The 26100-nt window shown below is 76.3% G+C and carries 26 protein-coding genes, 1 tRNA gene and 1 riboswitch; of the genes, 7 read left to right on the top strand and 20 right to left on the bottom strand.

Features of this window, described 5'->3' with window-relative positions; translation table 11 throughout:
- Positions 1–35 precede the first annotated feature (35 nt).
- The gene (locus BMZ33_RS23195; RefSeq protein ID WP_169064103.1) at positions 36–773 is read left to right on the top strand and encodes a hypothetical protein; all 738 of its coding nucleotides are present in this window, start codon (positions 36–38) and stop codon (positions 771–773) included.
- Positions 774–775: 2 nt separating this feature from the next.
- On the opposite strand, the gene BMZ33_RS09395 is transcribed toward BMZ33_RS23195, so the two are convergent.
- From BMZ33_RS09395 to thrC, 5 genes are all read right to left on the bottom strand, one after another.
- Positions 776–1561, bottom strand: a complete 786-nt coding sequence (locus tag BMZ33_RS09395; RefSeq protein WP_091109277.1) for a DUF72 domain-containing protein — start codon at positions 1559–1561, stop codon at positions 776–778.
- Between the two features lie 318 nt (positions 1562–1879).
- The gene (gene groL, locus BMZ33_RS09390; protein WP_091109276.1) at positions 1880–3508 is read right to left on the bottom strand and encodes a chaperonin GroEL; all 1629 of its coding nucleotides are present in this window, start codon (positions 3506–3508) and stop codon (positions 1880–1882) included.
- A gap of 215 nt (positions 3509–3723) precedes the next feature.
- A complete protein-coding gene (locus BMZ33_RS09385) occupies positions 3724–4146 on the bottom strand; it encodes a hypothetical protein (RefSeq protein WP_091109275.1) in 423 nt (140 codons plus the stop codon).
- Between the two features lie 56 nt (positions 4147–4202).
- A complete protein-coding gene (locus tag BMZ33_RS09380) occupies positions 4203–4403 on the bottom strand; it encodes a cold-shock protein (RefSeq protein WP_091109274.1) in 201 nt (66 codons plus the stop codon).
- A gap of 211 nt (positions 4404–4614) precedes the next feature.
- Positions 4615–5916: a threonine synthase gene (gene thrC, locus BMZ33_RS09375; protein ID WP_169064102.1), complete on the bottom strand. Its 1302-nt coding sequence runs from the start codon at positions 5914–5916 to the stop codon at positions 4615–4617.
- A 12-nt stretch (positions 5917–5928) separates the two neighbouring features.
- Positions 5929–6052: riboswitch (SAM riboswitch) on the bottom strand.
- Between the two features lie 61 nt (positions 6053–6113).
- On the opposite strand from thrC, the gene BMZ33_RS09370 reads away from it, so the two are divergent.
- The gene (locus BMZ33_RS09370) at positions 6114–6935 is read left to right on the top strand and encodes an HAD family hydrolase (RefSeq protein WP_091109824.1); all 822 of its coding nucleotides are present in this window, start codon (positions 6114–6116) and stop codon (positions 6933–6935) included.
- Positions 6936–7067: 132 nt separating this feature from the next.
- On the opposite strand, the gene BMZ33_RS09365 is transcribed toward BMZ33_RS09370, so the two are convergent.
- The 6 genes from BMZ33_RS09365 to BMZ33_RS09340 all read right to left on the bottom strand — a co-directional run bounded on the left by BMZ33_RS09365 (position 7068) and on the right by BMZ33_RS09340 (position 14471).
- Positions 7068–7940 carry an ABC transporter permease gene (locus tag BMZ33_RS09365; protein WP_091109273.1) on the bottom strand — a complete coding sequence of 291 codons (873 nt, stop codon included), beginning with the start codon at positions 7938–7940 and terminating at the stop codon, positions 7068–7070.
- Entirely contained in the window at positions 7940–10876 is a 2937-nt protein-coding gene (locus BMZ33_RS09360) for an alpha/beta fold hydrolase (RefSeq protein WP_169064101.1), read from the bottom strand. Before BMZ33_RS09360 ends, BMZ33_RS09365 begins: the two co-directional genes overlap by 1 nt.
- 68 nt (positions 10877–10944) lie before the next feature.
- Positions 10945–12609: a LytR C-terminal domain-containing protein gene (locus BMZ33_RS09355; protein ID WP_136697252.1), complete on the bottom strand. Its 1665-nt coding sequence runs from the start codon at positions 12607–12609 to the stop codon at positions 10945–10947.
- An 11-nt stretch (positions 12610–12620) separates the two neighbouring features.
- Complete coding sequence (locus BMZ33_RS09350) at positions 12621–12953, bottom strand: DUF3263 domain-containing protein (RefSeq protein WP_091109270.1); 333 nt, start codon at positions 12951–12953, stop codon at positions 12621–12623.
- 115 nt (positions 12954–13068) lie between these two features.
- Entirely contained in the window at positions 13069–13983 is a 915-nt protein-coding gene (rarD, locus tag BMZ33_RS09345) for an EamA family transporter RarD (RefSeq protein WP_091109269.1), read from the bottom strand.
- 56 nt (positions 13984–14039) lie between these two features.
- Entirely contained in the window at positions 14040–14471 is a 432-nt protein-coding gene (locus BMZ33_RS09340; protein ID WP_091109268.1) for a CBS domain-containing protein, read from the bottom strand.
- Between the two features lie 108 nt (positions 14472–14579).
- On the opposite strand from BMZ33_RS09340, the gene BMZ33_RS09335 reads away from it, so the two are divergent.
- On the top strand, positions 14580–15008 hold the full coding sequence (locus tag BMZ33_RS09335) for a DUF5313 family protein (RefSeq protein ID WP_091109267.1): 429 nt from the start codon (positions 14580–14582) through the stop codon (positions 15006–15008).
- 16 nt (positions 15009–15024) lie between these two features.
- On the opposite strand, the gene BMZ33_RS09330 is transcribed toward BMZ33_RS09335, so the two are convergent.
- From BMZ33_RS09330 to BMZ33_RS09315, 4 genes are all read right to left on the bottom strand, one after another.
- Positions 15025–15097, bottom strand: a tRNA-Thr gene (locus BMZ33_RS09330).
- Positions 15098–15210: 113 nt separating this feature from the next.
- The gene (locus BMZ33_RS09325; RefSeq protein ID WP_091109266.1) at positions 15211–16035 is read right to left on the bottom strand and encodes a DUF2182 domain-containing protein; all 825 of its coding nucleotides are present in this window, start codon (positions 16033–16035) and stop codon (positions 15211–15213) included.
- Positions 16036–16039: 4 nt separating this feature from the next.
- On the bottom strand, positions 16040–16642 hold the full coding sequence (locus tag BMZ33_RS09320) for a DUF1326 domain-containing protein (RefSeq protein ID WP_091109265.1): 603 nt from the start codon (positions 16640–16642) through the stop codon (positions 16040–16042).
- Between the two features lie 79 nt (positions 16643–16721).
- Complete coding sequence (locus tag BMZ33_RS09315) at positions 16722–17432, bottom strand: hypothetical protein (RefSeq protein ID WP_091109264.1); 711 nt, start codon at positions 17430–17432, stop codon at positions 16722–16724.
- 154 nt (positions 17433–17586) lie between these two features.
- On the opposite strand from BMZ33_RS09315, the gene BMZ33_RS09310 reads away from it, so the two are divergent.
- The 3 genes from BMZ33_RS09310 (at position 17587) to BMZ33_RS09300 (ending at position 21051) form a co-directional block, all read left to right on the top strand.
- On the top strand, positions 17587–18363 hold the full coding sequence (locus BMZ33_RS09310; RefSeq protein WP_091109263.1) for an ABC transporter permease: 777 nt from the start codon (positions 17587–17589) through the stop codon (positions 18361–18363).
- A gap of 106 nt (positions 18364–18469) precedes the next feature.
- Entirely contained in the window at positions 18470–19726 is a 1257-nt protein-coding gene (locus BMZ33_RS09305; RefSeq protein ID WP_091109262.1) for a S1C family serine protease, read from the top strand.
- A gap of 47 nt (positions 19727–19773) precedes the next feature.
- Positions 19774–21051: a DUF445 domain-containing protein gene (locus BMZ33_RS09300; protein ID WP_091109261.1), complete on the top strand. Its 1278-nt coding sequence runs from the start codon at positions 19774–19776 to the stop codon at positions 21049–21051.
- A gap of 12 nt (positions 21052–21063) precedes the next feature.
- On the opposite strand, the gene rlmB is transcribed toward BMZ33_RS09300, so the two are convergent.
- Genes rlmB through BMZ33_RS09275 form a run of 5 tightly spaced genes read right to left on the bottom strand, consistent with a single transcriptional unit; the run spans position 21064 to position 25123 of the window.
- Positions 21064–22038 carry a 23S rRNA (guanosine(2251)-2'-O)-methyltransferase RlmB gene (rlmB, locus tag BMZ33_RS09295; protein ID WP_169064100.1) on the bottom strand — a complete coding sequence of 325 codons (975 nt, stop codon included), beginning with the start codon at positions 22036–22038 and terminating at the stop codon, positions 21064–21066.
- On the bottom strand, positions 22020–23420 hold the full coding sequence (cysS, locus tag BMZ33_RS09290; protein ID WP_091109260.1) for a cysteine--tRNA ligase: 1401 nt from the start codon (positions 23418–23420) through the stop codon (positions 22020–22022). Before cysS ends, rlmB begins: the two co-directional genes overlap by 19 nt.
- Before the next feature lie 25 nt (positions 23421–23445).
- Positions 23446–23946: a 2-C-methyl-D-erythritol 2,4-cyclodiphosphate synthase gene (ispF, locus tag BMZ33_RS09285; RefSeq protein ID WP_091109259.1), complete on the bottom strand. Its 501-nt coding sequence runs from the start codon at positions 23944–23946 to the stop codon at positions 23446–23448.
- Positions 23943–24605: a 2-C-methyl-D-erythritol 4-phosphate cytidylyltransferase gene (ispD, locus tag BMZ33_RS09280; protein ID WP_091109258.1), complete on the bottom strand. Its 663-nt coding sequence runs from the start codon at positions 24603–24605 to the stop codon at positions 23943–23945. Before ispD ends, ispF begins: the two co-directional genes overlap by 4 nt.
- A gap of 35 nt (positions 24606–24640) precedes the next feature.
- Positions 24641–25123 (bottom strand): CarD family transcriptional regulator, encoded by a 483-nt coding sequence (locus BMZ33_RS09275; protein ID WP_012946870.1) that lies wholly within the window; start codon positions 25121–25123, stop codon positions 24641–24643.
- Between the two features lie 161 nt (positions 25124–25284).
- On the opposite strand from BMZ33_RS09275, the gene BMZ33_RS09270 reads away from it, so the two are divergent.
- A complete protein-coding gene (locus BMZ33_RS09270) occupies positions 25285–26100 on the top strand; it encodes a UbiA family prenyltransferase (RefSeq protein ID WP_169064099.1) in 816 nt (271 codons plus the stop codon).

Below are 26100 nucleotides of genomic sequence, written 5' to 3'. Positions count from 1 at the left end.
CTCGAGGTCCTGACCGAGGCGCCGATCACACCGGCATGCCGCTGCTGTCGGGAGTGACCGCCGTCCTCGCCAAGATCACGTCGGCCTCCACCGTGGCCCAGGCCGCGGCCGGTGTCGGCATCGCCGTCGTCGGGGTCACCGGCGCAGGCGCCACCGGGGCGCTCCCGGGGCCGGTCCAGGACGGCGTCGCCGGCGTCCTGGAGACCGTGACGCCCTTCGACCTGCCCGACTCCGCCGACGCCGGCAGCCCCAGGACCGGGATCTCCGCGCCCGCCGACGAGACCCCCGGCGCGGACCCGACGGCGGTCCTCCCGACACCGATCGCGCCGACCTCCGACGCCGCCGACGACAGCGACGCGCCCGACTCCCCCGACGACCCCTCCGACGACTCCTCCGACGACTCCTCCGACGACGACGGCCCGACCGCCACCCCTCCCGCGGCCCCGACGTCGGCGCGCCCGACGACCTCCGGCCCGCGCCCGACCTCGTCGAACTCCGGCCCCGGCTCCGTGGACTCCGGCTCCGGCTCCGTGAACTCCGGCTCCGGCTCCGGCTCCGGCCGGGACCACCCCGAGGACGACGCCACCCCGCCCGCCCCGGCCCCGGCGACCGGCTCCGACGACGCCGACGAGGTCGACGACTCCGGTGGCGACTCGCCGAGCGACCTCGACCACTCCGACGAGGACCACGACGACGACGACGACCACGACGGCTCCAGCGGCTCCGGGCGCGGCGGGTCCGGCTCGTCGGGCTCCGGCGGCGACGACGACTGAGCTCAGGCCGCCGGCCAGGCCAGGCCGCTGGCCTGCTCGGGCGTGGGCACCCGGGTGGGCGTGCGGCCGGTCCGGCGGACGGCGCCGGCCAGGGCCACCGCGTCGACGACGGCCGCCCCGCCGGGGTCGTTGTTGAGGTAGACGAACACGTCCTCGTCGTCGGCCCAGCTGGCCGCGAGGCGCTGCGCCCACTCGTCGAGGACCGCGGCCGGGTAGCCCCAGCCCTCGGCGCCGGTGTGCAGCCGCAGGTAGCCCCAGCCGGTGGTGCGCCACAGCGGGGTCACCGGCCGCTCGGCGCGGTCGGCCCAGCACAGCGCGGCGCCGTAGCGCTCCAGGAGCGCGCGCACCTCGTCGGTCGCCCACGTCTCGTGCCGCGGCTCGACGGCCACCCGGACGCCCGGCGGGAAGCAGGCCAGGCAGTCGCGCAGCAGCCCGGCGTCGGCCCGGAGCGTCGGCGGCAGCTGCAGCAGGACGACGTCGAGCCGCTCGCCCAGGCCCTCGGCGTGCTGCACCAGGCGGGCGACCGGTTCCTCCGGCTCCCGCAGCCGCTTGACGTGGGTGAGGAAGCGGCTGGCCTTGACCGCCCAGCGGTAGTCGGGCGGGGTCCGCTCGCGCCAGGCGGCGAAGGTGTCCCGCTCGGGCAGCCGGTAGAAGGCGGCGTTGCTCTCGACCGTGGCGAAGTGCTGCGCGTGGTGCTCCAGCCAGAGCCGCTGCGGCAGCCGCTGCGGGTAGAAGCGGCCGCGCCAGTCGCGGTACTGCCACCCCGACGTCCCGATCACCACGGCCACGCCGCCCGCCTACCCGCCACCGCCGCGGCCGACGCACCCGCACCCGCGCTCGCCCCGGACCGGTGATCACCTCGGGTGCAGCGGGGCCTCACCGGGCACGAGAGCCCGCTGGGCCCGAGGTGATCTCGGGGGGGCACGCCGGTCAGCGGCAGCTCGGGCTGTCCCGGCCGAGGACGCGCCGAACGCCCCCTCCGTCGTCCGGAGGGGGCGCCGCGCGCGCGTTCGGCGGGACAGGGGCCCGCGGACGCCGACAGGGGCGGCCCCGCGAGTGCGGGACCGCCCCTGCCGGGCGTTGCTGGTGCTACGGGAAGGCGGGACTCAGAAGTCCATGCCGCCCATGCCGCCGTCGCCACCGGGCATGGCCGGGGCGGCCTTCTCCGGCTTGTCGGCGATGACGGCCTCGGTGGTGAGGAAGAGCGCCGCGATGGAGGCGGCGTTCTGCAGCGCCGAGCGGGTGACCTTGGCGGGGTCGATGATGCCGGCCGCGACCAGGTCCACGTACTCGCCGGAGGCGGCGTTCAGGCCGTGGCCCACCTCGGAGTTGCGGACCTTCTCCGCCACGACGCCGCCCTCGAGGCCGGCGTTGACGGCGATCTGCTTCAGCGGCGCCTCGAGCGCGACACGCACGATGTTGGCACCGGTGGCCTCGTCACCCTCGACGTCGAGCTTCTCGAACGCGACGGCGGTGGCCTGCGCCAGGGCGACGCCACCACCGGCGACGATGCCCTCCTCGACGGCGGCCTTGGCGTTGCGCACCGCGTCCTCGATGCGGTGCTTGCGCTCCTTGAGCTCGACCTCGGTCGCGGCGCCGGCCTTGATGACGGCGACGCCACCGGCCAGCTTGGCCAGGCGCTCCTGCAGCTTCTCGCGGTCGTAGTCGGAGTCCGACTTCTCGATCTCGGCGCGGATCTGGTTCACCCGGCCGGCGATCTGGTCGGAGTCACCGGCACCCTCGACGATCGTCGTCTCGTCCTTGGTGACGACGACCTTGCGGGCGCGGCCGAGCAGCTCGAGGCCGGCGTTGTCCAGCTTGAGGCCGACCTCCTCGCTGATGACCTGGCCACCGGTGAGGATGGCGATGTCGGTCAGCATGGCCTTGCGGCGGTCGCCGAAGCCGGGGGCCTTGACGGCCAGCGACTTGAAGGTGCCGCGGATCTTGTTCACGACCAGGGTCGCGAGGGCCTCGCCCTCGACGTCCTCGGCGATGATGGCCAGCGGCTTGCCCGACTGCATGACCTTCTCCAGCAGCGGGAGCAGGTCCTTGACCGAGCTGATCTTGGAGTTGACGACGAGCACGTACGGGTCGTCGAGGACGGCCTCCATGCGCTCGGCGTCGGTGACGAAGTAGGGCGAGATGTAGCCCTTGTCGAAGCGCATGCCCTCGGTGAGCTCGAGCTCGAGGCCGAAGGTGTTGCTCTCCTCGACGGTGATGACGCCTTCCTTGCCGACCTTGTCCATCGCCTCGGCGATGAGCTCGCCGATGGCCGGGTCGGCGGCGGAGATCGACGCGGTGGCGGCGATCTGCTCCTTGGTCTCGACGTCCTTGGCGGTCGAGAGCAGGTACTCGGTGACCGAGGCGACGGCCTTCTCGATGCCCTTCTTCAGGGCCATCGGGTTGGCGCCGGCGGCGACGTTGCGCAGACCCTCGCGGACGAGCGCCTGGGCCAGCACGGTGGCGGTGGTGGTGCCGTCACCCGCGACGTCGTCGGTCTTCTTCGCGACCTCCTTGACCAGCTCGGCGCCGATCTTCTCCCAGGGGTCCTCGAGCTCGATCTCCTTGGCGATGCTCACACCGTCGTTGGTGATCGTGGGAGCGCCCCACTTCTTCTCGAGGACGACGTTGCGGCCCTTGGGGCCGAGCGTCACCTTGACGGCGTCGGCGAGGGTGTTCATGCCCCGCTCGAGGCCGCGGCGCGCCTCTTCCTCGAAGGCGATCATCTTGGCCATGTGGTGATGTCCTCCATGCATGGATCGCTGCACGGCCGGGACCGGCGCCCGCGACGGACGACACCGGCGCCGCGGGCGCTCACGTGGCCCGCGCTCCAGTGCCTCACCGTTCCGACCTGATTGGCACTCGGCACTGTCGAGTGCCAATCGGAAGTCTGGCACTCGCACCTGCCGAGTGCAAGAACGGGGGGTGCCCGAGGACCGTTCCCGGGCGGTCAGTCGGACAGGCGCGCGAGGACGGCGGTCCACAGCGCGCCGAAGGCGAGCAGCGGGACCAGCCAGGACCAGCCGTGCGCCGAGCCGCCGACGACGGTCGCCCACACCCAGCCGCGCTCCGGCTGCGGGGCGGCCAGGCCCACGGCCAGCCAGGTCCAGGGCAGGACCGCCCAGCACGCGGTGCCGGCCAGCCAGCGCTGCAGCGGCCGTGGCCGGCGCACCCCGACGGCCCGGGCCACGAGGACGACGACGGCGAGCGCGAGCACCCAGGTCACCGGCCCGACACCGGCACCGCCGCCGGTGTCGACACCGCCGGCGTGCAGCGCGAGGGAGACGAGCAGGAGCAGCAGCAGGACGGCGGCGTGCGCGGCGAGCACCGCCGGCGCCCAGCTCGGCGGTGCGCGGTCGCCGTCCCCGGACACGGCAGCGGCCCGGCCCCCGCGACGGGGACCGGGCCACTGCACGTCCGGGCCGGGGCTCAGGCGGTGCGCACCGCGTCGGCCTGGGGACCCTTCTCGCCCTGGACGACCTCGAAGGTCACCCGCTGGCCCTCGTCGAGGCTCTTGTACCCGTCCATCTGGATGGCCGAGTAGTGGACGAAGACGTCCTGGCCGCCGTCGACGGCGATGAAGCCGAAGCCCTTCTCGGCGTTGAACCACTTCACGGTGCCCTGTGCCACGTGTGCTCCCACGTCTCGTGCCTGCGGACGGACCCCGATGTCCGGGGGCCGGGTACAGCTCTTCCGCCCGTCGGACACGAACGTGGAACTGACAACCGCGCGGAAACGTACAGCAGGGAGCGCCGCCTGGGGAGTCACCTCAGGCAGGACACATGGCCCGATCGGGGGGTGCGCTCACCCGCCGGACCGGCGCTGGGCCGAGCCTACGCCCCTACCCGATGAGCCCGGCCGTCCGCACCGACCGCAGCGACGGCTCGACCCGGTGCGTGGGGCCGACCACCGGCAGGAGGGGGTCGAGGGTCTTGAGGCCCTCGCCGGTGTTGAGGACGACGGTCTCCTCCGCCGGGTCGAGGCGGCCGTCCTCGACCAGCTGCCGCAGCACGGCCACGGTCACGCCGCCCGCGGTCTCGGCGAAGACGCCCGTGGTGCGGGCCAGGTCGCGGATGCCCTGGACGATCTCGGCGTCGCCGACCCGGCCGACGGCGCCGCCGGTGCGGCGGATGGCGTCCAGCGCGTAGGGGCCGTCGGCGGGGTTGCCGATGTTGAGCGACTTCGCGATGCCGGTGGGCTTGACCGGCTTGACGACGTCCCAGCCGTTGTCGAAGGCGGTGGCGATCGGGTCGCAGCCGGCCGACTGGGCGCCGAACACCCGCCACTCGGTGGCCTCGACGATGCCGGCGGCGGCCAGCTCCCGCCAGGCCTTGTCCACCTTGGTCAGCAGCGAGCCCGAGGCCATCGGGATGACGACCTGGGCCGGGATGCGCCAGCCGAGCTGCTCGGCGATCTCGTAGCCCATCGTCTTGGAGCCCTCGGCGTAGTAGGGCCGCACGTTCTGGTTGACGAAGGCGGTGTCCTCGAACTCGTCGGTCTCGGCGAGCTCGCTGGTCAGCCGGTTGACGTCGTCGTAGGACCCGTCGACGGCGACGAGCGTCTGCCCGTAGACCGCCGACTGGACGACCTTGCCGGGCTCGAGGTCGGCCGGGATGAACACGTAGGACGGGATGCCGACGCGGGCGGCGTGCGCGGCCACCGAGTTGGCCAGGTTGCCGGTGGAGGCCGCGGCGATCTTGGCGTAGCCCAGGCCCCTCGCGGCGGTCGCGGCGAGGCTGACCACGCGGTCCTTGAACGAGTGGGTCGGGTTGGCCGAGTCGTCCTTGACCCACAGCCCGCCGGTGAGGCCGAGCTCGGCGGCCAGCCGGTCGGCGCGCACCAGCGGCGTCATGCCGGGGTCGAGCGAGACGCGGTCGGCCGGGTCCTGGCCCACCGGCAGCAGGGCGGCGTAGCGCCAGATGTTCTGCGGGCCGGCCTCGATCTGCTCCCGCGTGACCGCGCGCATGCGCTCGGGGTCGTAGTCGACCTCCAGCGGGCCGAAGCACTCCGCGCAGGCGTGCTCGGCGACCAGGCCGAAGGTGGCGCCGCAGTTGCGACAGACGAGACCCCGGGCGGGGCTGGGCGGGACCGGGCCGCCTGCGGCGGAGTCGGCCTGGGTGGAACCGGGAGCGGTCAGGGTCATGCGACGACTACCTCCTCATCTTCCCCGCGTCGGGCCGTCGAGCCGCGCGGGACGGAATTGGCACCTCTCGCCGCTCGCGCGAGCGCGGTTGCCGGGGCTTCACCGGGCCGTGTCCCTCTGCCCCTCTGGATGAGTGGAACGCCCCGGACTCTACCCGCCTGCCGGGAGGGCCCCGGGGTCCGGCCATGCTGACCGGTGTGGCTGCGCGCATCGTCTACACCGACCTCGACGGCACGATGGTCGGCCCGCGGGGGTCGTTCTGGCACACCGCGGAGGGCGCGCCGACGGCCGAGCCCGCCGCGGCGCTGCTGGAGCTGCACACGGCCGGGGTCGCCCTGGTCATCGTCAGCGGCCGCACCGCCGACCAGGTGACCGAGGCCGGGCGGATCTTCGGGGCCGACGGCGCGATCGCCGAGCTGGGGTCGCTGGTCACGTGGAAGGGCGGCCGGGCGCGCCACCAGCTGACCGGCGAGCTGCCGGCCGAGTACGCGGGGCGGACGCCGGTGGACGTGCTGGCCGAGCTCGGCGTCGTCGAGGCGCTGTGCGCCGCGCACCCCGGCCGGCTGGAGTGGCACGCGCCCTGGCACACCACCCACGAGGGCGACGCGCTGCTGCGCGGCCACGTCGACCCGGTCGCCGTCGACGCCTGGCTGGCCGAGCGGGGCCTGCCGTGGCTCACGCTCAAGGACAACGGCGCGATCCCGGCGTCGGCCCGGCTGCGGCTCGCCCCGGAGGGGCAGCTGGCGCGGGTCTACCACCTCATGCCGCGCGGCATCGACAAGGGCGTCGCGATCGCCTGGGACCTCGAGCGGCGCGGCATCGACCCGGCCGACGCCGTCGCGGTCGGCGACAGCGCCAGCGACCTGGAGATGGCACCGGCGGTCGGGCGGCTGTGGATCACCGCCAACGGCGCCGAGGTCGACGGCATGGCCGGCCTGCTGGCCGCCGTCCCCGGGGTGTCGGTCACCGACGGGGCGATGGGCGTCGGCTGGGCCCAGGCCGTGCGAGCGAGCCTGTGACACCGTCGCCCCACCGGGCGACACCGCGGCCAGGTGCCGTCCCCCTGCCGCGTGGAGCCGCTGCACGCGGACGCGGCGAGGACCCTCCGGGCCCGTCCCCGCGTCCCGCCCCCGCAGGGCGGCTCACCTCGTTCAGCTGGTGACGTCGCGGCGGGAGAAGTGCCGGAAGCCCAGCGCGGTGAAGACGGCGGCGTAGACGAGGGACTGGACCACCCCGCGGAAGAGGTCCGAGGAGTCGACCGGGGTCTGCAGCAGGTCGGTCCAGGCGAACTCCTCCGCGGTGGGGAACCAGTCGCGGATCGACCCGAGCTGCTCGACCTGGTCGAGGATGGCGAAGACGAACACGGTGAACACCGCCCCGCCGACCGCGGCCAGCGGCGCGTCGGTGACGGTGGACAGCCAGAACGCCAGCGTGCCGACGACGAGCAGGTGGACGGCGAGGTAGCCGAGCATCCCGGCCAGCCGCAGCAGGCCCTCGCCCTGCGAGAGGGTCACCCCGATCGGCGTCTGGATCTCCGCGAAGCCGAAGGCGATGCCGCCCGCGACCACCGCGACCGAGGCGAGGGTGAGCAGCGCGCTGACCGAGAGCACCAGCGCGGCGGCGAACTTCTGCCGCAGCAGTCGGCTCCGCGGCACCGGCGTGGCCAGCGTGTAGCGCAGCGACCCCCACTGTGCCTCGCTGGCCACGGTGTCGCCGAAGAACAGCGCGTACACCACGACCAGGAAGAAGCTCGTCGTCGCGAACAGCACGAACAGCGTGAAGTTCAGCCCGCTGGCGGTGGCGACGTCGACGAGGTTGATCCGGCTGTTGGTCCGCGCCTCCTCGCTGGCGCCCAGCTGCAGCGCGGCGATGAGCACCAGCGGCAGGGCGACCATCAGCGCGAACACGCCGATGGTGCGCCGCCGCTTGAACTGCCGGCGCAGCTCGACGCCCAGCCGCAGCGTCCGCTCGGGCCGGTAGCCGGCGACCGCGCCGGTGGGCTGCACGTGCTCCGTCGCGGTCATCAGTTCTCCCCCACCAGGGCCAGGAAGGCGTCCTCGAGCCGGCGCCGCGGCGTGAACTGGTCCACGGCGACGTCGGCGGCCACCAGCGCCTGCAGCGCCGCCGCGCGCGTCGTGCGGTCGCCGAGGTCGGCGACCAGGCCCTCGTCGGTGTGCTCGACGGTGACCCCGGGCAGCCCGGACAGCACGGCGGCCGCCCGGTCGGCGTCGGCGGGGTCGGACAGGCCGACCAGCACCGCGCCGCCGGTGCCGACGATGTCCTCGACGGTCCCCTGCGCGATCTTCTGCCCCTTGGCCATGACCACCACGTGGGTGCAGGTCTGCTCGATCTCGCTGAGCAGGTGGCTGGAGACGATGACCGTGCGGCCGGTGGCGGCGTAGGAGCGCAGCACCTCGCGCATGGCGTGGATCTGCGGCGGGTCCAGCCCGTTGGTCGGCTCGTCGAGGACCAGCAGGTCGGGCAGGCCCAGCATCGCCTGCGCGATGGCCACCCGCTGGCGCATCCCCTGGCTGTAGCGCCGCACGGGGCGGTCGATGGCCGCCCCCAGGCCGGCGACCTCGATCGCCTCCTCCATGTGCGCGTCCTCGGCCGGGCGGCCGGTGGCGGCCCAGTACAGCGTCAGGTTGTCCCGCCCGGACAGGTGCGGCATGAGCCCGGTGCCCTCGACGAAGGAGCCCAGCCGCGACAGCACCGGCGCGCCGGGACCCGCGGCGTGGCCGAAGACGCTGATCCGCCCCTCGGTCGGGCGGATGAGGCCCATGAGCATGCGCAGCGACGTCGTCTTGCCCGCGCCGTTGGGGCCGAGCAGGCCCAGCACCTGGCCGCGGCGCACCTCGAAGGACAGGTCGCGCACGGCCACGAAGCCGTCCTTGTAGGCCTTGGTGACGCCCTCGAAGCGCAGCGGCACGTCCTCGCCGTCGGGCTCGACCACCGAGGTCACCCGGCGCCGGCGGCGGCCCCAGAGCCACCCGGCGAGCGCGCCGAGCAGACCGAGCGCCACGACGGCGGCCAGCAGCCACCACCAGCGGGAGGTGCCGCCGTCGGCCTGCGCCTGCCCCTCGACGGTCGGGACGGCGAGCGCGGTGCCGCCGTTGTCCGCGCCGGCCAGCGCCACCGAGTAGACGGTGGACTCGGCCGGCAGCGCGAAGGCCTGGTCGGTGGAGGAGACGACGACGCGCATCGTGTGGCCGGCCTCGAAGCGGTGCACGATCCCCGGCAGCGTGACGGTGACCTCGGTCGGCGCCGTCGGGTCGGCGGACAGCCCGGTGAGCGCGAGCGGGGCGACCAGACCGCCCGGCAGCGTCTGCGTGCCGTCGGGGCCGACGTCGTACAGCTTGGCGAAGAGGGTGGCGCTGCCGGTCGGGGAGGCGACGGCGAGGTCGACGGCGGGCGTGCCGACCACCTCGACGGCCTCGGCGAGCGGCTCCGTGGAGAAGGCGGCGAACTGGCCGGGGATCTCCACCGCGGTGCCGGCCAGTGCCGAGGCGATCGAGCCCAGGCCGGGGACGGTGGTGATCGCGGCCGGGGTGCCGCCGGCCGGGGTGACCACCGGCTGCGTCGGGCCGTCGACGGCGAGCTCGGTCCGCTCGGCGGCCGCCCCGTCGTCCAGGCCCGGGTAGGCGCCGGCGACCACGCTCTGGCTGCCGCCCTGCACGCTGCCCAGCCCGCTGCCCAGGCCGGTGGGCGCGGGGAACCAGAAGCCGGTGCCGGGGTCCTCGCCGCGGGCGGGGTCGTCCCCGTCGCGCAGGTGCCAGTCGAACCAGCCCGCCACGAGGTCGCGCAGCTCGGCGGTCTCCCGCTCGGAGGCCTGCGAGTCGTGGCCGCCGGCGTACCAGACGACCTTGACCTCGGTACCGGTGGCGGCGATGCCGCGGGCGTTGGCATCGGCCTGGCCGAGGCCGAACAGCGAGTCCTCGGTGCCCTGCACCAGCAGCGTCGGCGCGGTGATGCGGTCGAGCACCCCGGCCGGGCTGCTGCGGTCGAGGACGGCGGCGATCTCCGGCGTCAGCGTGCCGGTCGCCGCGGCGTCCTGGTAGGCGGCGCAGATGTCGGCGCGGAAGCGGCCGCAGGTGAGCGCCTGCTCCACGGCGGCCGGGTCGACCGTCGAGGGGTCGAACGGCAGGTCGGGCACCGACGCCGGGGCGGCCGCCGCACCGCCGCCGCTCCCGCCGTCCCCGGCGCCGTCCTCACCGTCCTCGTCGGTGGCCTCCCCGCCGCCCCCCAGCTGGCCGAGCAGGCCGCCGGTGGGCACCGAGCCCACGCCGAAGAACAGCCCGGCCCACAGCCGCTTGTAGACGCCGGCGTCGGGGTCCTGCGGGGTGGCCGCGGGCGTGGCGGCCTCGACGGTGCCGGTCTGCGAGGGGAACAGCGCCGCGGTCAGCGAGTTCCAGGTGATCTGCGGGGCGATGGCGTCGACGCGGTCGTCGTAGGCGGCGCCGAGCAGCGACAGCGCACCGCCGTAGGAGGCGCCGGCCACGCCCACCCGCGGGTCGCCGTCGCCGTCGCGCAGGACGTCGTCGCGCTCGGCGAGCACGTCGATCAGGGTGGAGAGGTCGGCGACCTCGTAGCGGGGGTCGTCCAGGCCGATCTGGCCGGTGCTCGCGCCGAAGCCGCGCGCGGAGTAGGTCATCACGACGTAGCCGCGGCCGGCCAGGTCGGCGGCGTCGTCGGCCACCGACTGCTTGCTGCCGCCGAAGCCGTGGGCGAGGACGACGGCCGGCGCCGGGGCGTCCGCGGTCGCCGAGGCCGGCACGTACAGCGTGGTGTCGAGCTCCACGGCGTCGGCGCCCGAACCCGAGGGGATCCACGCCTCCTCCGTGCCGACGTCCTCGGCGGCGTGGGCGGTCGCGGGCAGTGAGACGAGCACCGTGCCGGCGAGCAGCAGGGCGGTCAGGGCACCGAGGGTCGCGCGGGCGCCGGAGCGCGGGCGGAGACGCACGGGCCCGCGGTGGGGACGCACGCTGCGGCCAACGGACGGCGCCGCACCGGTGTTCCGCCGGTGTCGGGTCAGGGCTGCCACTCGCCGGTGACGACGACCACCAGACCGGGGTCGGCCACGCCGGGGACCTCGAAGAACCGCACCGAGGGCCCGACCGTCACCTGCGGGAAGGCGTCCATCAACTGCACGGCCGACTGGCGCTGCGTCTCGTCGCCCTGGGTGAAGAAGACGGTGGTCGTGGCGACCTCGCTGCCCTGGTACTCGCCCACCCCGGCGCTCTGCCACCCCTGCCCGGCCAGCGACCCGGCCACGTCGGCGGCCAGCCCGCCGATCTGGGTGGCGTTGAGCACGGTCACCGGCACGCGGACGGGCGTGGCCGGCGCCTCCTCCACCGGCGGCAGCGGCTCCACCGACAGCGGCGGCAGCGGGCCGGACGGGGGCGCCGCCGACGTCGGCGCCGCCGTCGTCGTCGCAGGCTCGGTGGACCCGGCCTCCTGGGCCTCCGGGGAGGTGAAGCTGTAGACGCCGAGGACGACGAGCGCGACCACGACGACGGCGAGCAGGCCCACGGCGGTGCGCCCGCGGCGCGGCGGGGCGTCCTGGTCGTCGGCGGCGCGCAGCGCGGCGCGCGAGACGCCGGCCCGGCGGGCGGCCTTGCGGCGCTCGGCCTCCATCGCCTGCCGCTCGGCCTCCCGGGCCTGGCGCTCGGCGCGCCCCGCGGCCCGGCCGCCGACGACGCCGGTGTTCGTCCCGGTCTCGGGCTGGTCCCGGTACCGGTCGGCGACCCCGCGGTCGGGGATGGCCTCGGTGGCCGGGGCCGGCTCGGCGCGGCCGCGGGCGACCTCCCGGTCGGGGATGGCCTCGGTGGGCGGCGCGGCGGGGCGGGCGGCGGCGGGGCCGGAGGGTCGGGTCCAGTCGCGGTAGGCCGGGTTGCCGCCGTTGGGCGCCGGGGACGGCGCCGGTGGCGCGGCTGCCGGAGAGGGAGCTGCCGGTGCGGGGGCTGCCGGTGCGGGGGCTGCCGGTGCGGGAGCTGCCGCGGCCGGCGCGGGAGCGGCGGGTGCCGGGCGGGCGGGCACGGCTCGCGGGGCCGCCGCGGCCGACCGCGCCCTGACGGCGGGCTCGGCGGCGGGGGGGCGGGCGGGTGCGGTCCGGGCGCGGGCCGGCGGCCGGGCTGGCTGGTCCCAGGGGTCGATGGCCGGTGCGGCGGGCCCGGCCTCGTCGGCCTGGGGTGTGGGCACCGCCTGGAACGGCGCGACGGTGGTCTCTGGGACGGCCGGGCGGGCCGGCGGCTCGGGCTCCGGCCGCGCGGGGCCGGCCACGGGCGGCGCGGGCAGGCGCGGACGGGTCAGCGGCGCGGGCTCGACCGGGCGGGAGCGGGCGGCCGGTGGCTCCGGTGCGCGCACCGGCCGGACCGCGGGCCGGGCCGGGCGGGGGGCGGACGGCGCCGGTGGCTCCGCGGTGCGCGGCGCGGCGGTGGCCCCGGCGGGCCGGCCGGTCAGGAGACGGCGCCGGTCGGTGTCGCTGCCGAGCAGGGCGTCGCGCCGGCGGTCGGCGCGGCTGCGGCCGGGGGTGGTCGCGTGGTCGCTCAGCTCGACCTGGTCGGCGGGCGGCGGGGCCGGTGACGGGGCGGCGGGGGCACCCGGTGGGACGCCGTCGGTGCGGCGCCGGCCACCGGCCACCGGGGCGGCCGGACGGCCCGGTTGGTCACCACCTGACGCCGCGTGCCTGCCCACGGTGACCAAATCTAGATGGCCGGGGAGCCCTTGCCCAGGAGGTGAGGCGAACGCCGCTGGCGCCGGGCGGTGCGCAGCCGCCGCAGCCGGCGCACCAGGAGGGGGTCGGCGGCCAGCGCCGCCGGGCGGTCGACCAGGGCGTTGAGCACCTGGTAGTAGCGCGTCGGGGCGACGCCGAACTGCTCGCGGATGGCCGTCTCCTTCGCACCGGCGTGGCGCCACCACTGCCGCTCGAAGGCCAGCATCTCGTGCTCGCGCCGGGTGAGGCCCGCGGGCTGCGCGGGGCCCTCGCCCGACGCCGGGCCCTCGGGCGGGGAGACCGCGGGGGCGGGGTCGGGGGTCATGGCCGGGACGTCCGTTCGATCGGGGGGAAGCCGTCACCCACGACGGTAGGCCCGGGTGCCGACACTCCGCGCCGTGCCGGGCGCGGCGTCGGCGATCCGTGACCGGGCGCCGCCCTCACGCAGCGGCAGGCACCTGCTCGGCGGCCGCCCGGCGCCCGGCCGCGCGGGCCGCCCGCAGGCTGTCGACGGTGAACACCGCCAGCGCGGCCCACACGACGGCGAACCCGGCGAGCCGCGCCGGGGGCATCGGCTCGCCGTAGACGAAGACGCCGATGGCCAGCTGCATGAGCGGCGTCAGGTACTGCAGCAGGCCCACGGTCGACAGCGGGATCCGCCGGGCGGCCGCGGCGAACAGCAGCAGCGGCACCGCCGTCGCGACGCCGGAGCTGACCAGCAGCAGCAGGTGCCCGGCGCCCTCCCCCGCCGTCCCCCGCCCCGAGGTCTCGAGCACCCCGAGGACCACCAGCGCCGGCACGAGCACCAGCGCCGTCTCCACCAGCAGGCCCGGTGCCGCCTCGACCCGCACCAGCTTCTTGAGCAGGCCGTAGGCGCCGAAGGTGAGGGCCAGCGTCAGCGCGATCCAGGGCGGGCGGCCGTGGTCCCAGGTGAGGACGGCGACGGCGAGGGCGGCCAGACCCACCGCCGTCCACTGCAGGGGGCGCAGCCGCTCGGCGAAGACGACGACGCCGAGCAGCACGCTGACCAGGGGGTTGATGAAGTAGCCCAGCGAGGTCTCGACCACGTGGCCGGAGTTGACGCCGTAGACGAACACCAGCCAGTTGGCCGCGATGAGCACCGCCGCGCCGGCCAGCACGAGCAGCGACCGGACGTCGGTGACCGCGGCGCGCACCAGCGACCAGCGGCGCAGCGCGGTGACCAGCAGCGCGACGAACAGCAGCGACCAGACCACGCGGTGGGCGACGATCTCCAGCCCGCCGGCGGGCTCGAGCAGCGGGAAGTACAGCGGGAACAGGCCCCAGAGCCCGTAGGCGGCCAGGCCCGCCAGCGTGCCGGTGCGCCGCTCGTCCACGCGCCGCACCGTACGCCCGCGACCGGCCGGTCCTGAGCCCGGCTCAGGACCGGTGCTCAGGAGGTCTGGATGTAGTCGACGAGGTGGGCGCGCTCCTCCTCGAGCTCGTCGAGCCGGGCCTTGACGACGTCGCCGATGGAGACGATGCCCAGCAGCCGGCCGTCCTCGACGACGGGCACGTGCCGGACGCGGTGGTCGGTCATCGTGCGGGCCAGGTCGTGCACGGAGGCGCCGGGGACGCAGGTGCGCACCTCGGCGGTCATCAGCGCCGACACCGGCCCGTCGAGGACGCCCGGGCCCGAGGCGTGCAGCCCGCGGACGACGTCGCGCTCGGAGAGGACGCCGTCGACGGCGCCCGGGACGGCGGCCACCAGCAGCGCCCCGATGCCGTGCTCGGCCAGCAGCGCGAGCGCCTCGCGGACCGGCGCGGTGGGCGCCACGGTGACCACGCCGGGACCCTTCCGGCGGAGCAGGTGGGCGATCTGCACGGGCGCCTCCCTCCCTCGGCGGCGGCAGTCTGCACCCGGCGGGGAGCGCGCACAACGGCCCGCGTCCCGGAGGCGGCACGAGCGGCCGGACCGGCCTACCGTCGAGGCGTGCGCACCGAGCACCGCCCCTCCCCCGCCGTCGCCCGGCCCAACCCGTGGCAGTGGCTCCGCTACGCCTTCGGCGGCCGGCTGCCCCGGCGGTTGTCGGCCTGGGTGCTCGCCGACACCACCGGCCCCGGCTGGGCGCGCCGGCACCTGTCCCGCTCGGTCGTGCAGCTCATGCCGCTGGTGGTGCTGTGCATGTTCGTCCCGGTGGGCACGGCCTACCGGCTGACGGCGGCGCTCGGCGGCCTGCTGGTCGGGCTCATGTACTCGCTGGCCCTCATGGTCGAGACCACCGAGCACCGCGTGGCCAAGGCCGGCTACCCCGCCGGTACCGCCGCCCGGCTGCGCGAGGAGCGGGCCGAGCGCGCCCGGACCGCCCGTGTCGAGCAGCGCCACCCCTACCGCGTGGGCGGGGCGGGCAGCTTCGACTGAGCGGGTCCCGGGAGGGAGCCGACGGGGGGACTCGAACCCCCAACCGCCCGATTACAAGTCGGGTGCGCTACCAGTTGCGCCACGCCGGCGGGACACGGGAACAGGTCCCGGGGCAAGGATAGGGACCCGGCCCCGGCCGGCGACCGACCCGGTCCGGGGTGCTCGCCGGTCCTCCCGGCGGCCGAGCGCGACGACCCCGGAGCTAGGGCATCGGCTCCATCTCGCCCATCCGGTCGGCGGGAGTGGTGAGGGCCGGGATCGCCTGCGGCGCGGCCACCACGAGCAGGCCCAGGACGAGGAGCAGGACCGTCGTCCCGTAGGTCGCCACGCGCCGCCACGGCAGCGTCTTCTCGACGGCGATCAGCCCCGCGACGACCGCCATCCAGACGACGCTCATGACGCCCAGCGCGAACAGCGACGCCATCAGCGCCCAGCAGCAGCCGACGCACCACGCGCCGTGCCTCGCGCCCATCTGCAGCGCGCCGCGGCGGCCGTCCCGCCACGAGCTCAGCAGGAACCCGAGCGGGCTGCGGCACCTCCCGAGGCAGACGTCCTTGAGCGGGGTCAGCTCGTAGGCCGCCGCGACGACGAGGGTGGCGCCGGCGACCCACCGGCCCGCGCGGTCCCAGGCGAGCACGTCGCCGGCGGCCCGGTCCACGAGCGCGGCGAGGGCGTAGGCGAGCAGGCCCGCCGCCGTCCACGTGAGGAGGTAGCCGGTCACGAACAGCAGGGGCGACAGCGGGGACCGCCGCCGGGTCATCCGGGAGTACAGCGCGACCGTCGGCGCGACCGACGGGAACATCATCGCGGCCATCATCACGACCCAGACCGAGAGGAACCAGCCCAGCGTCCCGAGGCCGGTCCAGGGGCCCTCGTCCATGCCCCGCATCCGGGAGACGGTCCACCACCAGCCGACGCCGGCCAGGACGAACAGCGCGGCCACCAGGCCGGACCGGACACGGACGGCGGCGAGGGCCGGCGCGAGGCCCTGGCCCCCGGTGACCCGCTCCGGCGCCGAGGCGCTCATCGGCTCAGGCGGCCCAGGAGAACTCAGCGGTGGAGAGCCCCGTCCTGCCCTCGTACCGGATGCCGAAGGCGTCGATCCGGGAGCGCCGCGCCTCGGCCATCGTCAGGTTCGACCCGACCGGGTGGAACATGTTGGCGAAGCGGACCGGCTCCCCGGTCTCGACGCCGAACGGGACGATGTCCTCGACCTCGAAGTCGATCACGTCCCCGACACGGACGCTGTGCAGCAGCCCGTCGTCGCGCATCTCGATCGCCGCCCGCTCGACGCCGACGACCTCGCCCACCAGCGGGGCGAGCGCGCCCATCGGGCCGCCGAGCTGCCCACCGAAGACCTGGACGAGCTTGTCGAACTGCTCGTCCGTGGCCTCCTCGTCGACGAACAGCCCGAGTCGCCAGTTGCCGTCGGTCATGACCTTCGGCGTGTCGATGATCGTCACGACCCTGCGGCCCCGGACGTCGGTGCCGTCGACCTGACCCTCGCGGATGTCGAAGGCCAGGGTCGCCCGGCAGAAGTCGTAGGTGGCCCCGTGGTCGATCGTGAGGTTGCACGGGCACATCAGCTCGCACGAGCACGTCTCGGCGTAACTGCCCCTGAGGTCCCATGCCATGACCGGCCCCCTCCGCGAGGGAGCCAGTGTCCGACCGTCCGGCGGGACCGGTCAACGGCCTCCGCGACGGCTCCGGCGCTCAGGCGGGAGCGGTGCCCGCGGCCGGGCCCTCCTGCAGCCAGTCGGCGGGGTCGCTGCCCGGCAGCGGGCCCTCGGCCAGCCAGCGGGCGAAGCCCTCGGGGTCGCGGCGCTCGAGCTCGTCGAGCGTCTCCTGGCGGCGGCGGACCACGGCCTGGCGGGCCGCCGGGTCCAGCCGCCCGGCGAGGGCCGCCGTGGTGCTCAGCCACTCGCGGCCCAGCGCCACCGTCGACAGCGTCGCCACCGGCGGCAGGGCCAGCACGCGGGCGCCGGACTGGCCCGGCGACCAGGCGGGCCCGGGCCGCGGCGGTCCGGCCGGCGCCACCGGGGGAGGCGGCACCGCGGTCGGGCCGGGACGGCGCCCGCCGGGCCGGCCGGCGCGCAGGAGCCAGACGCCGAGCCCCGCGACGACCAGCAGCGCGGCTGCCGACGCGGTGAGCGCGGCGCCGCCGAGCGCGGCCGTCCCGGAGAGGAACAGCAGGACCACGATGGTGGCCGCGCCGGTGCGCCAGGCGGCCTCCAGCGGAGCCGGGCCCCCGTCGGTCGACTCGCGGGCCACCCCGGCGGCCAGGCAGGCGGTCACCACCGCGGCCAGCCCGACGGCCAGCAGCCCGGGCGGCCGGAGGGCCAGGCCGCCGACGACCACGACGGCCGTCAGGGCGAGGGCGCCGACGCCCAGGAGCAGGCGGGCGGGCAGACCGCGGTCGGACATCGGGCAGCCTCCAGGAGGGCAGGCCGGGCACGGGGCTCCCGGCCGGCTCCGGGAGGAGCGACCGGGACCGGCCCCTACCCAGCGACCACGCGATCGCACACCGTGGCCGGGCGTGTCGCGGGCCGCCGAGTCGTGGGCGGCATGATCGCCGCCCGTGGGCACCTCCGTCGTCGACCTCGGGCCGCGCCTGGCCGTCGTCCTCGTGCTGCTCACCGCCCTGGCCGCGGCCGGCGGCCGGCTGTCCGGGCTGGGCCAGGAGCGGCCCGTCGTCGTGGCGGCGCTGCGGGCCACGGTGCAGCTGGCCGCGGTCTCGGCGGTGCTGCTGGCCGTCGTCGGCTCGCTGTGGCGGTCGGCGGCGTTCGTGCTGCTCATGCTCACCGTCGCGGCGGTCACCGCCGCCGGGCGGGTGAGCGGCCTGCCGCTGCGCGCGCCCGGCGCCCCGGGCCGGGTCGCGGCGGCGGCACTGGCCGTCGTCGGCGGGGCGGGACCCGTGGTGGGACTGGTGCTGGCCAGCGGCACGGTGCCGCTGCGCGGCGAGGCGGTGGTCCCGGTGGCCGGGATCCTCGTCGGCGGCGCCATGACGGCGACGTCGCTGGCCGGGCGGCGGCTGCGCGAGGAGCTGGCCGGCCGGCGCGGCGAGGTGGAGGCGGCACTGGCGCTGGGACTGCTCCCCCGCGACGCCGTCCTCCTCGTCGCCCGCCCCTCGGCCGCCACCGCGCTGGTCCCGCCGCTCGACCAGACGCGCACCGTGGGCCTGGTCACCCTCCCCGGCGCCTACGTCGGCGTGCTGCTGGGCGGTGGCAGCCCGCTGGCCGCCGGGGCCGCCCAGCTGCTGGTGCTGGTCGGGCTGCTGGCCGCCGAGGTCGCCGCGGTGTGGATCGTCACCGAGCTGGTCGCGCGGGGGCAGGTGCTGGCCGACCTCCCCCGCTGAGCCCGTCCAGCGACCTCACAGGCGCCCTCCAGCGCCCCGCCAGTCCCTCCGCCGACCGTGGTCGTCGAGGGCGGCGGACGGCCGCCCGTGAGGGAGGCACAGGACAGTGACCGACGGACAGCAGCACCCGGCGCAGCAGCCGACCGGCGCGACCCCGGGGTGGGCCCCGCCGCCGTCCGGTGGCGGCTGGCACCCCTCGGGCGGGACCGCGACGGTGCCGCCGCCGCTGGTGCCGCTCGTGCCCGCCTCCGCCCCGCGCCGCGCCGGCCGGGTGCGGCTCGGCGTCGCCGGCCTGCTCGCCGGCGCGCTCATCGGCGGCGGCGCCGGCGCCGGCGTCGTCGCGCTCACCGCGGACGGCGGCGGCTCCGCGATGACGGCCGCCACCGCGCAGAGCGTCGTCGTCAAGGACCCCGAGACGGCGACCGCGGTGACCGCCGCCGCCGCGAAGGCCGCGCCGAGCGTCGTCACCCTGTACGTCAGCAGCGGCTCGGGGTCGGGCAGCGGCTCGGGCGTGCTGCTCTCCGCGGACGGCTACGTGCTCACCAACGACCACGTGGTCACCCTCGACAGCAGCACCGAGGGGGCCACCATCCAGGTGCGCACCTCCGACGGCACGCTCTACGACGCCACCGTCGTCGGCACCGACCCGACCTCGGACCTGGCGGTCGTCAAGCTGCAGGGCGCCGACGGGCTGACCCCGGCCACCTTCGCCGACTCCGACGACGTGCAGGTCGGCGACCTGGCGGTGGCGATCGGCGCCCCGCTCGGACTGTCCGACACCGTCACCGACGGGATCGTCAGCGCGACGAACCGCGCGGTGGCCACCGGTTCCACCCAGGACGACGCGACGGTCATCGACGCGCTGCAGACCGACGCGGCGATCAACCCGGGCAACTCCGGCGGTGCGCTGGTCGACGCCGCCGGCGAGGTCATCGGCATCAACACCGCCATCGCCTCGGTGGCCTCGGGGGTGCCCGGCCAGCAGACGCAGAGCGGCAACATCGGCGTCGGCTTCGCCATCCCGAGCAACACCGCCCAGCGCATCGCCGAGGAGATCATCGCCACCGGCTCGGCCACCCACGCCGTCCTCGGGGTGCAGGCGCAGACCGCGGCCAGCGACGCCAACAGCGAGGTCGGCACCGGCGCGCAGGTCGTGCAGGTGCAGTCCGGCGGCGCGGCGGCCTGGGCCGGGCTGCAGGCCGGCGACGTCGTGACCGCCGTCGGCGACCGGGCGGTGACCACCTCCACCGAGCTCACCGCCGCGGTGCGCAGCAGGGCCCCCGGTGAGGAGGTGACGCTGACCGTCCGCCGCGACGGCCGGACCTCGACCGTGGAGGTCACCCTCGGCAGCAGCGACAGCTGATCCCCACGCCCCGACGGCACCCTCCCGGGCCTCCTACGCTCGGGAGGGTGTCGTCGTCCCCGAGCGTCCCGCTGGCCTCCTCGCTGGACGACCCGGAGCGCGCCGAGGGCCTGCGCCGGATGAAGCGGCTGGCCACCGGCCTGTTCCTGCTGGCCGCGGCGGTGTTCCTGGTCTGCGTGCTGGTCGGGGAGGACGCCGGCGCGTGGGTCGGCTACGTGCGGGCCACCGCCGAGGCCTCGATGGTCGGCGCGCTGGCCGACTGGTTCGCCGTCACCGCGCTGTTCCGGCACCCGCTGCGGATCCCGATCCCGCACACGGCGATCATCCCGCGCAAGAAGGACCAGATCGGGGCCAGCCTGGGCACGTTCGTGCAGGAGAACTTCCTGACCCGCGGCGTCGTCGAGGACAAGCTCGCCACCGTCGACGTCCCCGGCCGGCTCGGGGGCTTCCTCGCCGCCCCGGGCCGGGCCGAGCGGCTGGCCGCCGACGCCGCGGTCGCGCTGACCGGGGTCACCGACCTGCTGCGCGACGACGACGTGCAGGACGCCGTCGCCGGGCTGGTCGACCGCAAGCTGCACGAGACGCCGGCCGCGCCGGTGCTGGCGCGGGTGCTCGAGCTGGTCGTCGACGGCGACCGGCACCAGGAGGTGCTCTCGGCGGCACTGCGCTACCTGGCCCGCTTCCTCGAGGACAACCGGGTGGTGTTCCGCGCCCAGCTCGGCGACGCCTCCCCCGCCTGGGTGCCCGACTGGGTCGACGACCGGGTGTTCGACCGGGTCTTCGCCGGGGTGCAGACCTTCCTCGACGAGGTCGGCGCCGACCGGCACCACGAGCTGCGCCGGGTCTACGACGCCCGGCTGCGCGTCTACGTGCACGCGCTGCGCACCGACCCCGACACCGCCGCGCGGGTCGAGGCGTTCAAGAAGGAGCTCCTCGAGCACCCGGCGGTGCGCACCTGGTCCTCGTCGCTGTGGACCAGCGCCAAGACCGCGTTCCTCGCCGCCGCCGCCGACCCCGACTCCGAGCTGCGGGCGCGGGTGGCCGGGCTCGTCCGCGACGCCGCCCGGCTGCTGCAGACCGACCCTCGGGTGCGCGAGCGGGTGCAGCGGCAGTCGGTGCGGGTGGCCGGCTACCTGGTCGACCGGTTCGCCGGCGAGCTGGCCGACGTCGTCGGCGCCACCGTCGCCCGCTGGGACACCGAGGAGACCAGCCGCCGCATCGAGCTGCAGGTGGGCCGCGACCTGCAGTTCATCCGCATCAACGGCACCGTCGTCGGCGGCCTGGCCGGCCTGGTGATCTACACCGTCGCCCAGCTGCTCGGCTGAGCGGCGCGGCCGCTACCGGCGCGCCTGGGCGGCCGCGTAGAGGGCGATGCCGGCGGCGACGCTGACGTTGAGCGACTCGGTGTCGCGGGCGATCGGGATGCGCAGGACGACGTCGCAGCGCTCGCGCACCAGCCGCGACAGTCCCGTCCCCTCCGCACCGACGACCAGCGCCACCGGGTCGGCGAGGCCGTCGAAGTCGTGCAGGTCGGTGTCGCCGTCCCCGGCCAGGCCCACGGTCATCAGCCCGGCGTCCTGGTAGGAGGCCAGCGCGCGGGCGAGGTTGACCGCGCGGGCCACCGGCAGGCGGGCGGCGGCCCCCGCGCTGGTCCGCCAGGCCGAGGCGGTCATCCCGACGGCGCGGCGCTGCGGGACGACGACCCCGTGCGCGGCGAACGCGGCCGCCGAGCGGACGACGGCGCCGAGGTTGCGCGGGTCGGTGACGCCGTCCATGGCCACCACCAGCGGTGGGCGGCCGGAGTCGCGTGCGAGGTCGAGCAGGTCGTCGGGGTGCGCGTAGTCGTACGGCGGCACCTGCAGGCCGATGCCCTGGTGCAGCGCGCCGTTCGACATCCGGTCGAACTCGGCCTTGCCCACCTCCAGCAGCGGCAGGCCGCGGTCGCCGGCGAGCTGCACGGCCTCGGCGACCCGCTCGTCGGTGCGCGTGGACTCCCCCGTGACGACGTAGAGGGCGGTCGCCGGGATCTCGGCGCGCAGCGCCTCGACCACCGGGTTGCGGCCGAGCAGCAGCTCCGGGGTCTCCTCGGCCCGCTGGCGGCTGCGGTCCCGCTCGGTCCGGCGACGCGCGTCGGCCTGGGCCTTGCGCTGCGCCGGGTGCCCCTTGCGCATCTCGGCCGGCGGCGTCGCCCCGCGGCCGGCCAGGGACCGGCGGTTCTTGCCGCCCGTGCCCGCGGTGGCGGTCTTCTTGCCCGCACCGGTCGTGCGGCCGCGGCGCTGGCTGTTGCCGGCCATCAGCGGGTCAGCTCCCATCGGGGTCCCTGCGGGGTGTCCTCGACCTGCACGCCGAGGGCGGTGAGCTGGTCGCGCAGCGCGTCGGCCGCCGCGTAGTCCTTGCGCGCGCGGGCGGCCTGGCGCTGGTCGAGCGCCAGCCGGACCAGCCCGTCGGTCACCTCGGCCAGCCGGTCCCCACCGCCGCCGGCCCACCGCGGGTCGAGCGGGTCCAGGCCGAGCACGGCGAGCATCGCGCGCACCGGGCCCAGGACGGCGGCGGTGGCGGCGGCGTCGCCGTCGGCCAGGGCGGTGTTGCCCTGCCGGACGGTGTCGTGCACGACGGCGACGGCGGCCGGGGTGCCCAGGTCGTCGTCCATCGCGGCGCGGAAGGCGTCGGGGAGGTCGGCCCCGTGCTCGGCGCCCACCCGCTCGGCGGCCCGCTGCACGAACGACTCGATCCGCCGGTAGGCGGCACCGGCCTCGGCGAGCGCGGCGTCGGTGAACTCGATCGTCGACCGGTAGTGCGGGGCGACCAGGTAGTAGCGCAGCTCCACCGGCCGCACGCGCTGCACCACCTCGTCGACCAGCGCGGTGTTGCCCAGCGACTTGCTCATCTTCTCGCCGCCGAGGGTGACCCAGCCGTTGTGCAGCCAGTACCGGGCGAACCCGTCGCCGGCCGCGCGCGACTGGGCCTGCTCGTTCTCGTGGTGCGGGAAGCGCAGGTCCAGCCCGCCGCCGTGGACGTCGAAGTCCGGACCGAGGTAGCGCCCGGCCATCGCCGAGCACTCCAGGTGCCAGCCCGGCCGGCCGCGGCCCCACGGCGTCGGCCAGGCCGCGGTGTCCGGCTCGCCGGGCTTGTGCGCCTTCCACAGCGCGAAGTCGCGGGGGTCGCGCTTGCGCTCGTCGGTGTCGGTGTCGCCGGCCGCCTCGAGGTCCTCGAGCCGCTGGCGGGTCAGCGCGCCGTACTCCGGGAACGAGCGGACGTCGAAGTAGACGTCGCCGTCGACGGCGTAGGCGTGCCCGCGCTCGACCAGCCGCTCGACGAGCTCGACCATGTCGGGCACGTGCCCGGTGGCGCGCGGCTCGTAGGTGGGCGGCCGGACGCCGAGGACGTCGTAGGCGCGGGTGCAGGCCAGCTCGTTGGTGTAGGCCCACGCCCACCACGGGACGCCGGCGTCGGCGGCCTTGGTGAGGATCTTGTCGTCGATGTCGGTGACGTTGCGGACCAGCGTGACGTCGAGGCCGTGCCCGCGCTCCAGCCAGCTGCGCAGCACGTCGAAGACCAGCGCGGCGCGCACGTGCCCGACGTGCGGCGGCCCCTGCACGGTGAGCCCGCAGACGTACACGGAGGCCTGTCCCGCACGCAGGGGCGTGAAGTCGCGGACCGCGCGGGCGGCCGTGTCGTACAGGCGGAGGCTCACTGCGCGGAGTCTACGGAGGGCTGCGTCAGCGGGGCGCGGAGTCCACGGACCCCGTCCCGACGACCAGCGCGGTGGCGATCGCCGCCCGGCCCTCGCCCCGCCCGACCAGGCCCAGCCCGTCGGTGGTGGTGGCGGTGACGCTCACCGGCGCACCCAGCGCCGCCGACAGCGCCGCCTCGGCCTCCGCGCGGCGCGGACCGAGCTTCGGCGTCGGGGCGACCAGCTGCACGGCGGCGTTGCCGACCCGCCAGCCGGCCGCGGCGAGGGTCTCCCGCACGTGCTCGAGGACGGCGACGCCGCGGGCGCCGGCCCAGCGCGGGTCGTCGGTGCCCAGCAGCCCGCCGATGTCACCGAGCCCGGCGGCCGACAGGACGGCGTCGGTGAGGGCGTGCGCCACGACGTCGCCGTCGGAGTGCCCGGCGCAGCCGTCGGCGCCGGGCCACTCCAGGCCGGCCAGCCGGCAGGGGCGCCCGGCCTCGACCGGGTGCACGTCGACGCCGAGACCCACCCGCGGCAACCCGGTCACCGGGCCACCTGCAGCCCGGCGAGGTGCAGGTCGTGCGGCACGGTCACCTTCGCGGCGCGCTCGTCGCCGTCGACGGTGGCCACCGGGACGCCGGCGGCGCGCACCACGGCCGCGTCGTCGGTGAGCTCGACGCCCTCGGGCAGGCCGGCGTAGGCGGCGAGCAGGGTCGCGCGGTCGAAGCCCTGCGGTGTCTGCACCCGGCGCAGCCGAGCCCGTGGCACGGCGTCGGCGACCAGGCCGCCGTCGTCGACGACCACGGTCGTGTCGACGACCGGCAGCACCGGGACGACGGCGGGGGCGCCGGCCGCAAGCGCGGCGAGCACGCGGGCGACGACGTCGGGCGGGGTGAGCGGGCGGGCCGCGTCGTGCACGAGGACGACGTCGGCGCCCGGGCCGGCGGCGGCCAGGCCGGCGCGCACCGAGGCGGTGCGGGTGGCGCCGCCCTCGACGAGCTGCACGCGGCCGGGGAGCGCGGCGGCGAAGGCCGCCCGCTCGGCGGCGGGGACGGTCACCACCACCTCGTCGACCCCGCCGGCGAGCAGGGTCTCGACCGCCCAGGCGACCAGCGGCCGGCCGGCCAGCTCGACGAGCGCCTTCGGCCGGTCGGCCCCCAGACGCGAGCCACTCCCGGCCGCTGCGACGACGCCGACAGCGGACACGGGAGTGGCCGGGTGGAGCAGAGGGTGCGGGGGGTTCAGCTGGCGAGGACCTCGTCGAGCAGGACCTCGGCCTTGTCCTCGTTGGTGCCCTCGGCGAGCGCGAGCTCGCTGACCAGGATCTGGCGGGCCTTGGACAGCATCCGCTTCTCGCCGGCGGAGAGGCCACGGTCCTTGTCGCGGCGCCACAGGTCGCGGACGACCTCGGCCACCTTGTTCACGTCACCGGAGGCCAGTTTCTCGAGGTTGGCCTTGTAGCGGCGCGACCAGTTGGTCGGCTCCTCGGTGTGCGGGGCCCGCAGGACCTCGAACACCCGGTTCAGCCCGTCCTGCCCGACGACGTCGCGGACGCCGACGATCTCTGCGTTGTCGGCCGGCACGCGCACGGTCAGGTCGCCCTGGGCGACCTTCAGCACGAGGTAGGCCCTCTCTTCACCCTTGATGACCCGCGTCTCGATCGCCTCGATCAGCGCGGCACCGTGGTGCGGGTAGACGACGGTCTCGCCGACAGTGAAGCCCATGTGATTGTGACCCCTTTCGCTGACCCCAGGTTAGCACGGCACACTGTCGGCCGGACAGATCCGTCTGCTCATATGCGCAGGTCAGAGGCCTGGTGAAGTCTCCGGGAGGGGTTGACAGAGGCGTGGTCGGTGTGCGTGCGCACCCCTCGCGGGTCCCTCTCGTGCGGGCCCTCGTGCTCGCCACGCACGCCCCGCCGGCGGCCGCGGTGACGGTCGTGGCGACCCTGCTCGCCGTCGCCGCGGGCCTGCCCGCCGGGCGCGTGGCGCTCGTGGGGATGGCCGTCCTCGCAGGTCAGGCCTCCATCGGCTGGAGCAACGACTGGCTCGACGCCGACCGCGACAGGGCCGTCGCCCGGGCCGACAAGCCCGTCGTGCAGGGCGCCGTGGCCCCCGCCGTGCTGCGGACGGCGGCGCTCGCGGCGGCCGCGGCGGCCGTCGTCCTCTCGCTGCTGCTCGGCCCGGTGCCCGGCCTGCTGCTGCTGGTCCTGGTGGCCAGCGGGTGGGCCTACAACGCCGGGCTCAAGCGGACCGCGGCCTCGGCACTGCCCTACGTCACCGGCTTCGGCGCGCTGCCGGCCGGGGTCGTGGCCGCCGCGCCGGGGGTGCCGGTGGCGCCGTGGTGGCTGCCCGCGGCCGGGGCCGCGCTGGGCGCGGCGGCGCACCTGGCCAACGTCGCCCCCGACCTCGACGACGACCTCGCCACCGGGGTGCGGGGGCTGCCGCACCGGCTGGGCGCGCAGGCGTCGGCGGCACTGGGGGCGCTGCTGCTGGGGACCGCGTCGCTGGTGCTGGTCCTGGGCCCGGCCGGCCCGCCCGCCCCGTGGGGCTGGGCCGGGCTGGCGCTGGCGGTGCCGGCGGTCGTCGTCGCGGCGCTGGCCGGGACGGCCCGCTTCCGCCGGGCGGCCTTCCCGGCGGTGCTGCTGCTGACGGTGCTCGACGTGGTGCTGCTGGTGGCCGGCGGGGCCGCGCTCACCTGA

Source organism: Geodermatophilus dictyosporus (assembly GCF_900115505.1).
In the GTDB taxonomy this organism is placed as follows: domain Bacteria; phylum Actinomycetota; class Actinomycetes; order Mycobacteriales; family Geodermatophilaceae; genus Geodermatophilus; species Geodermatophilus dictyosporus.
This window is presented reverse-complemented; position numbering and strand designations above follow the sequence as displayed.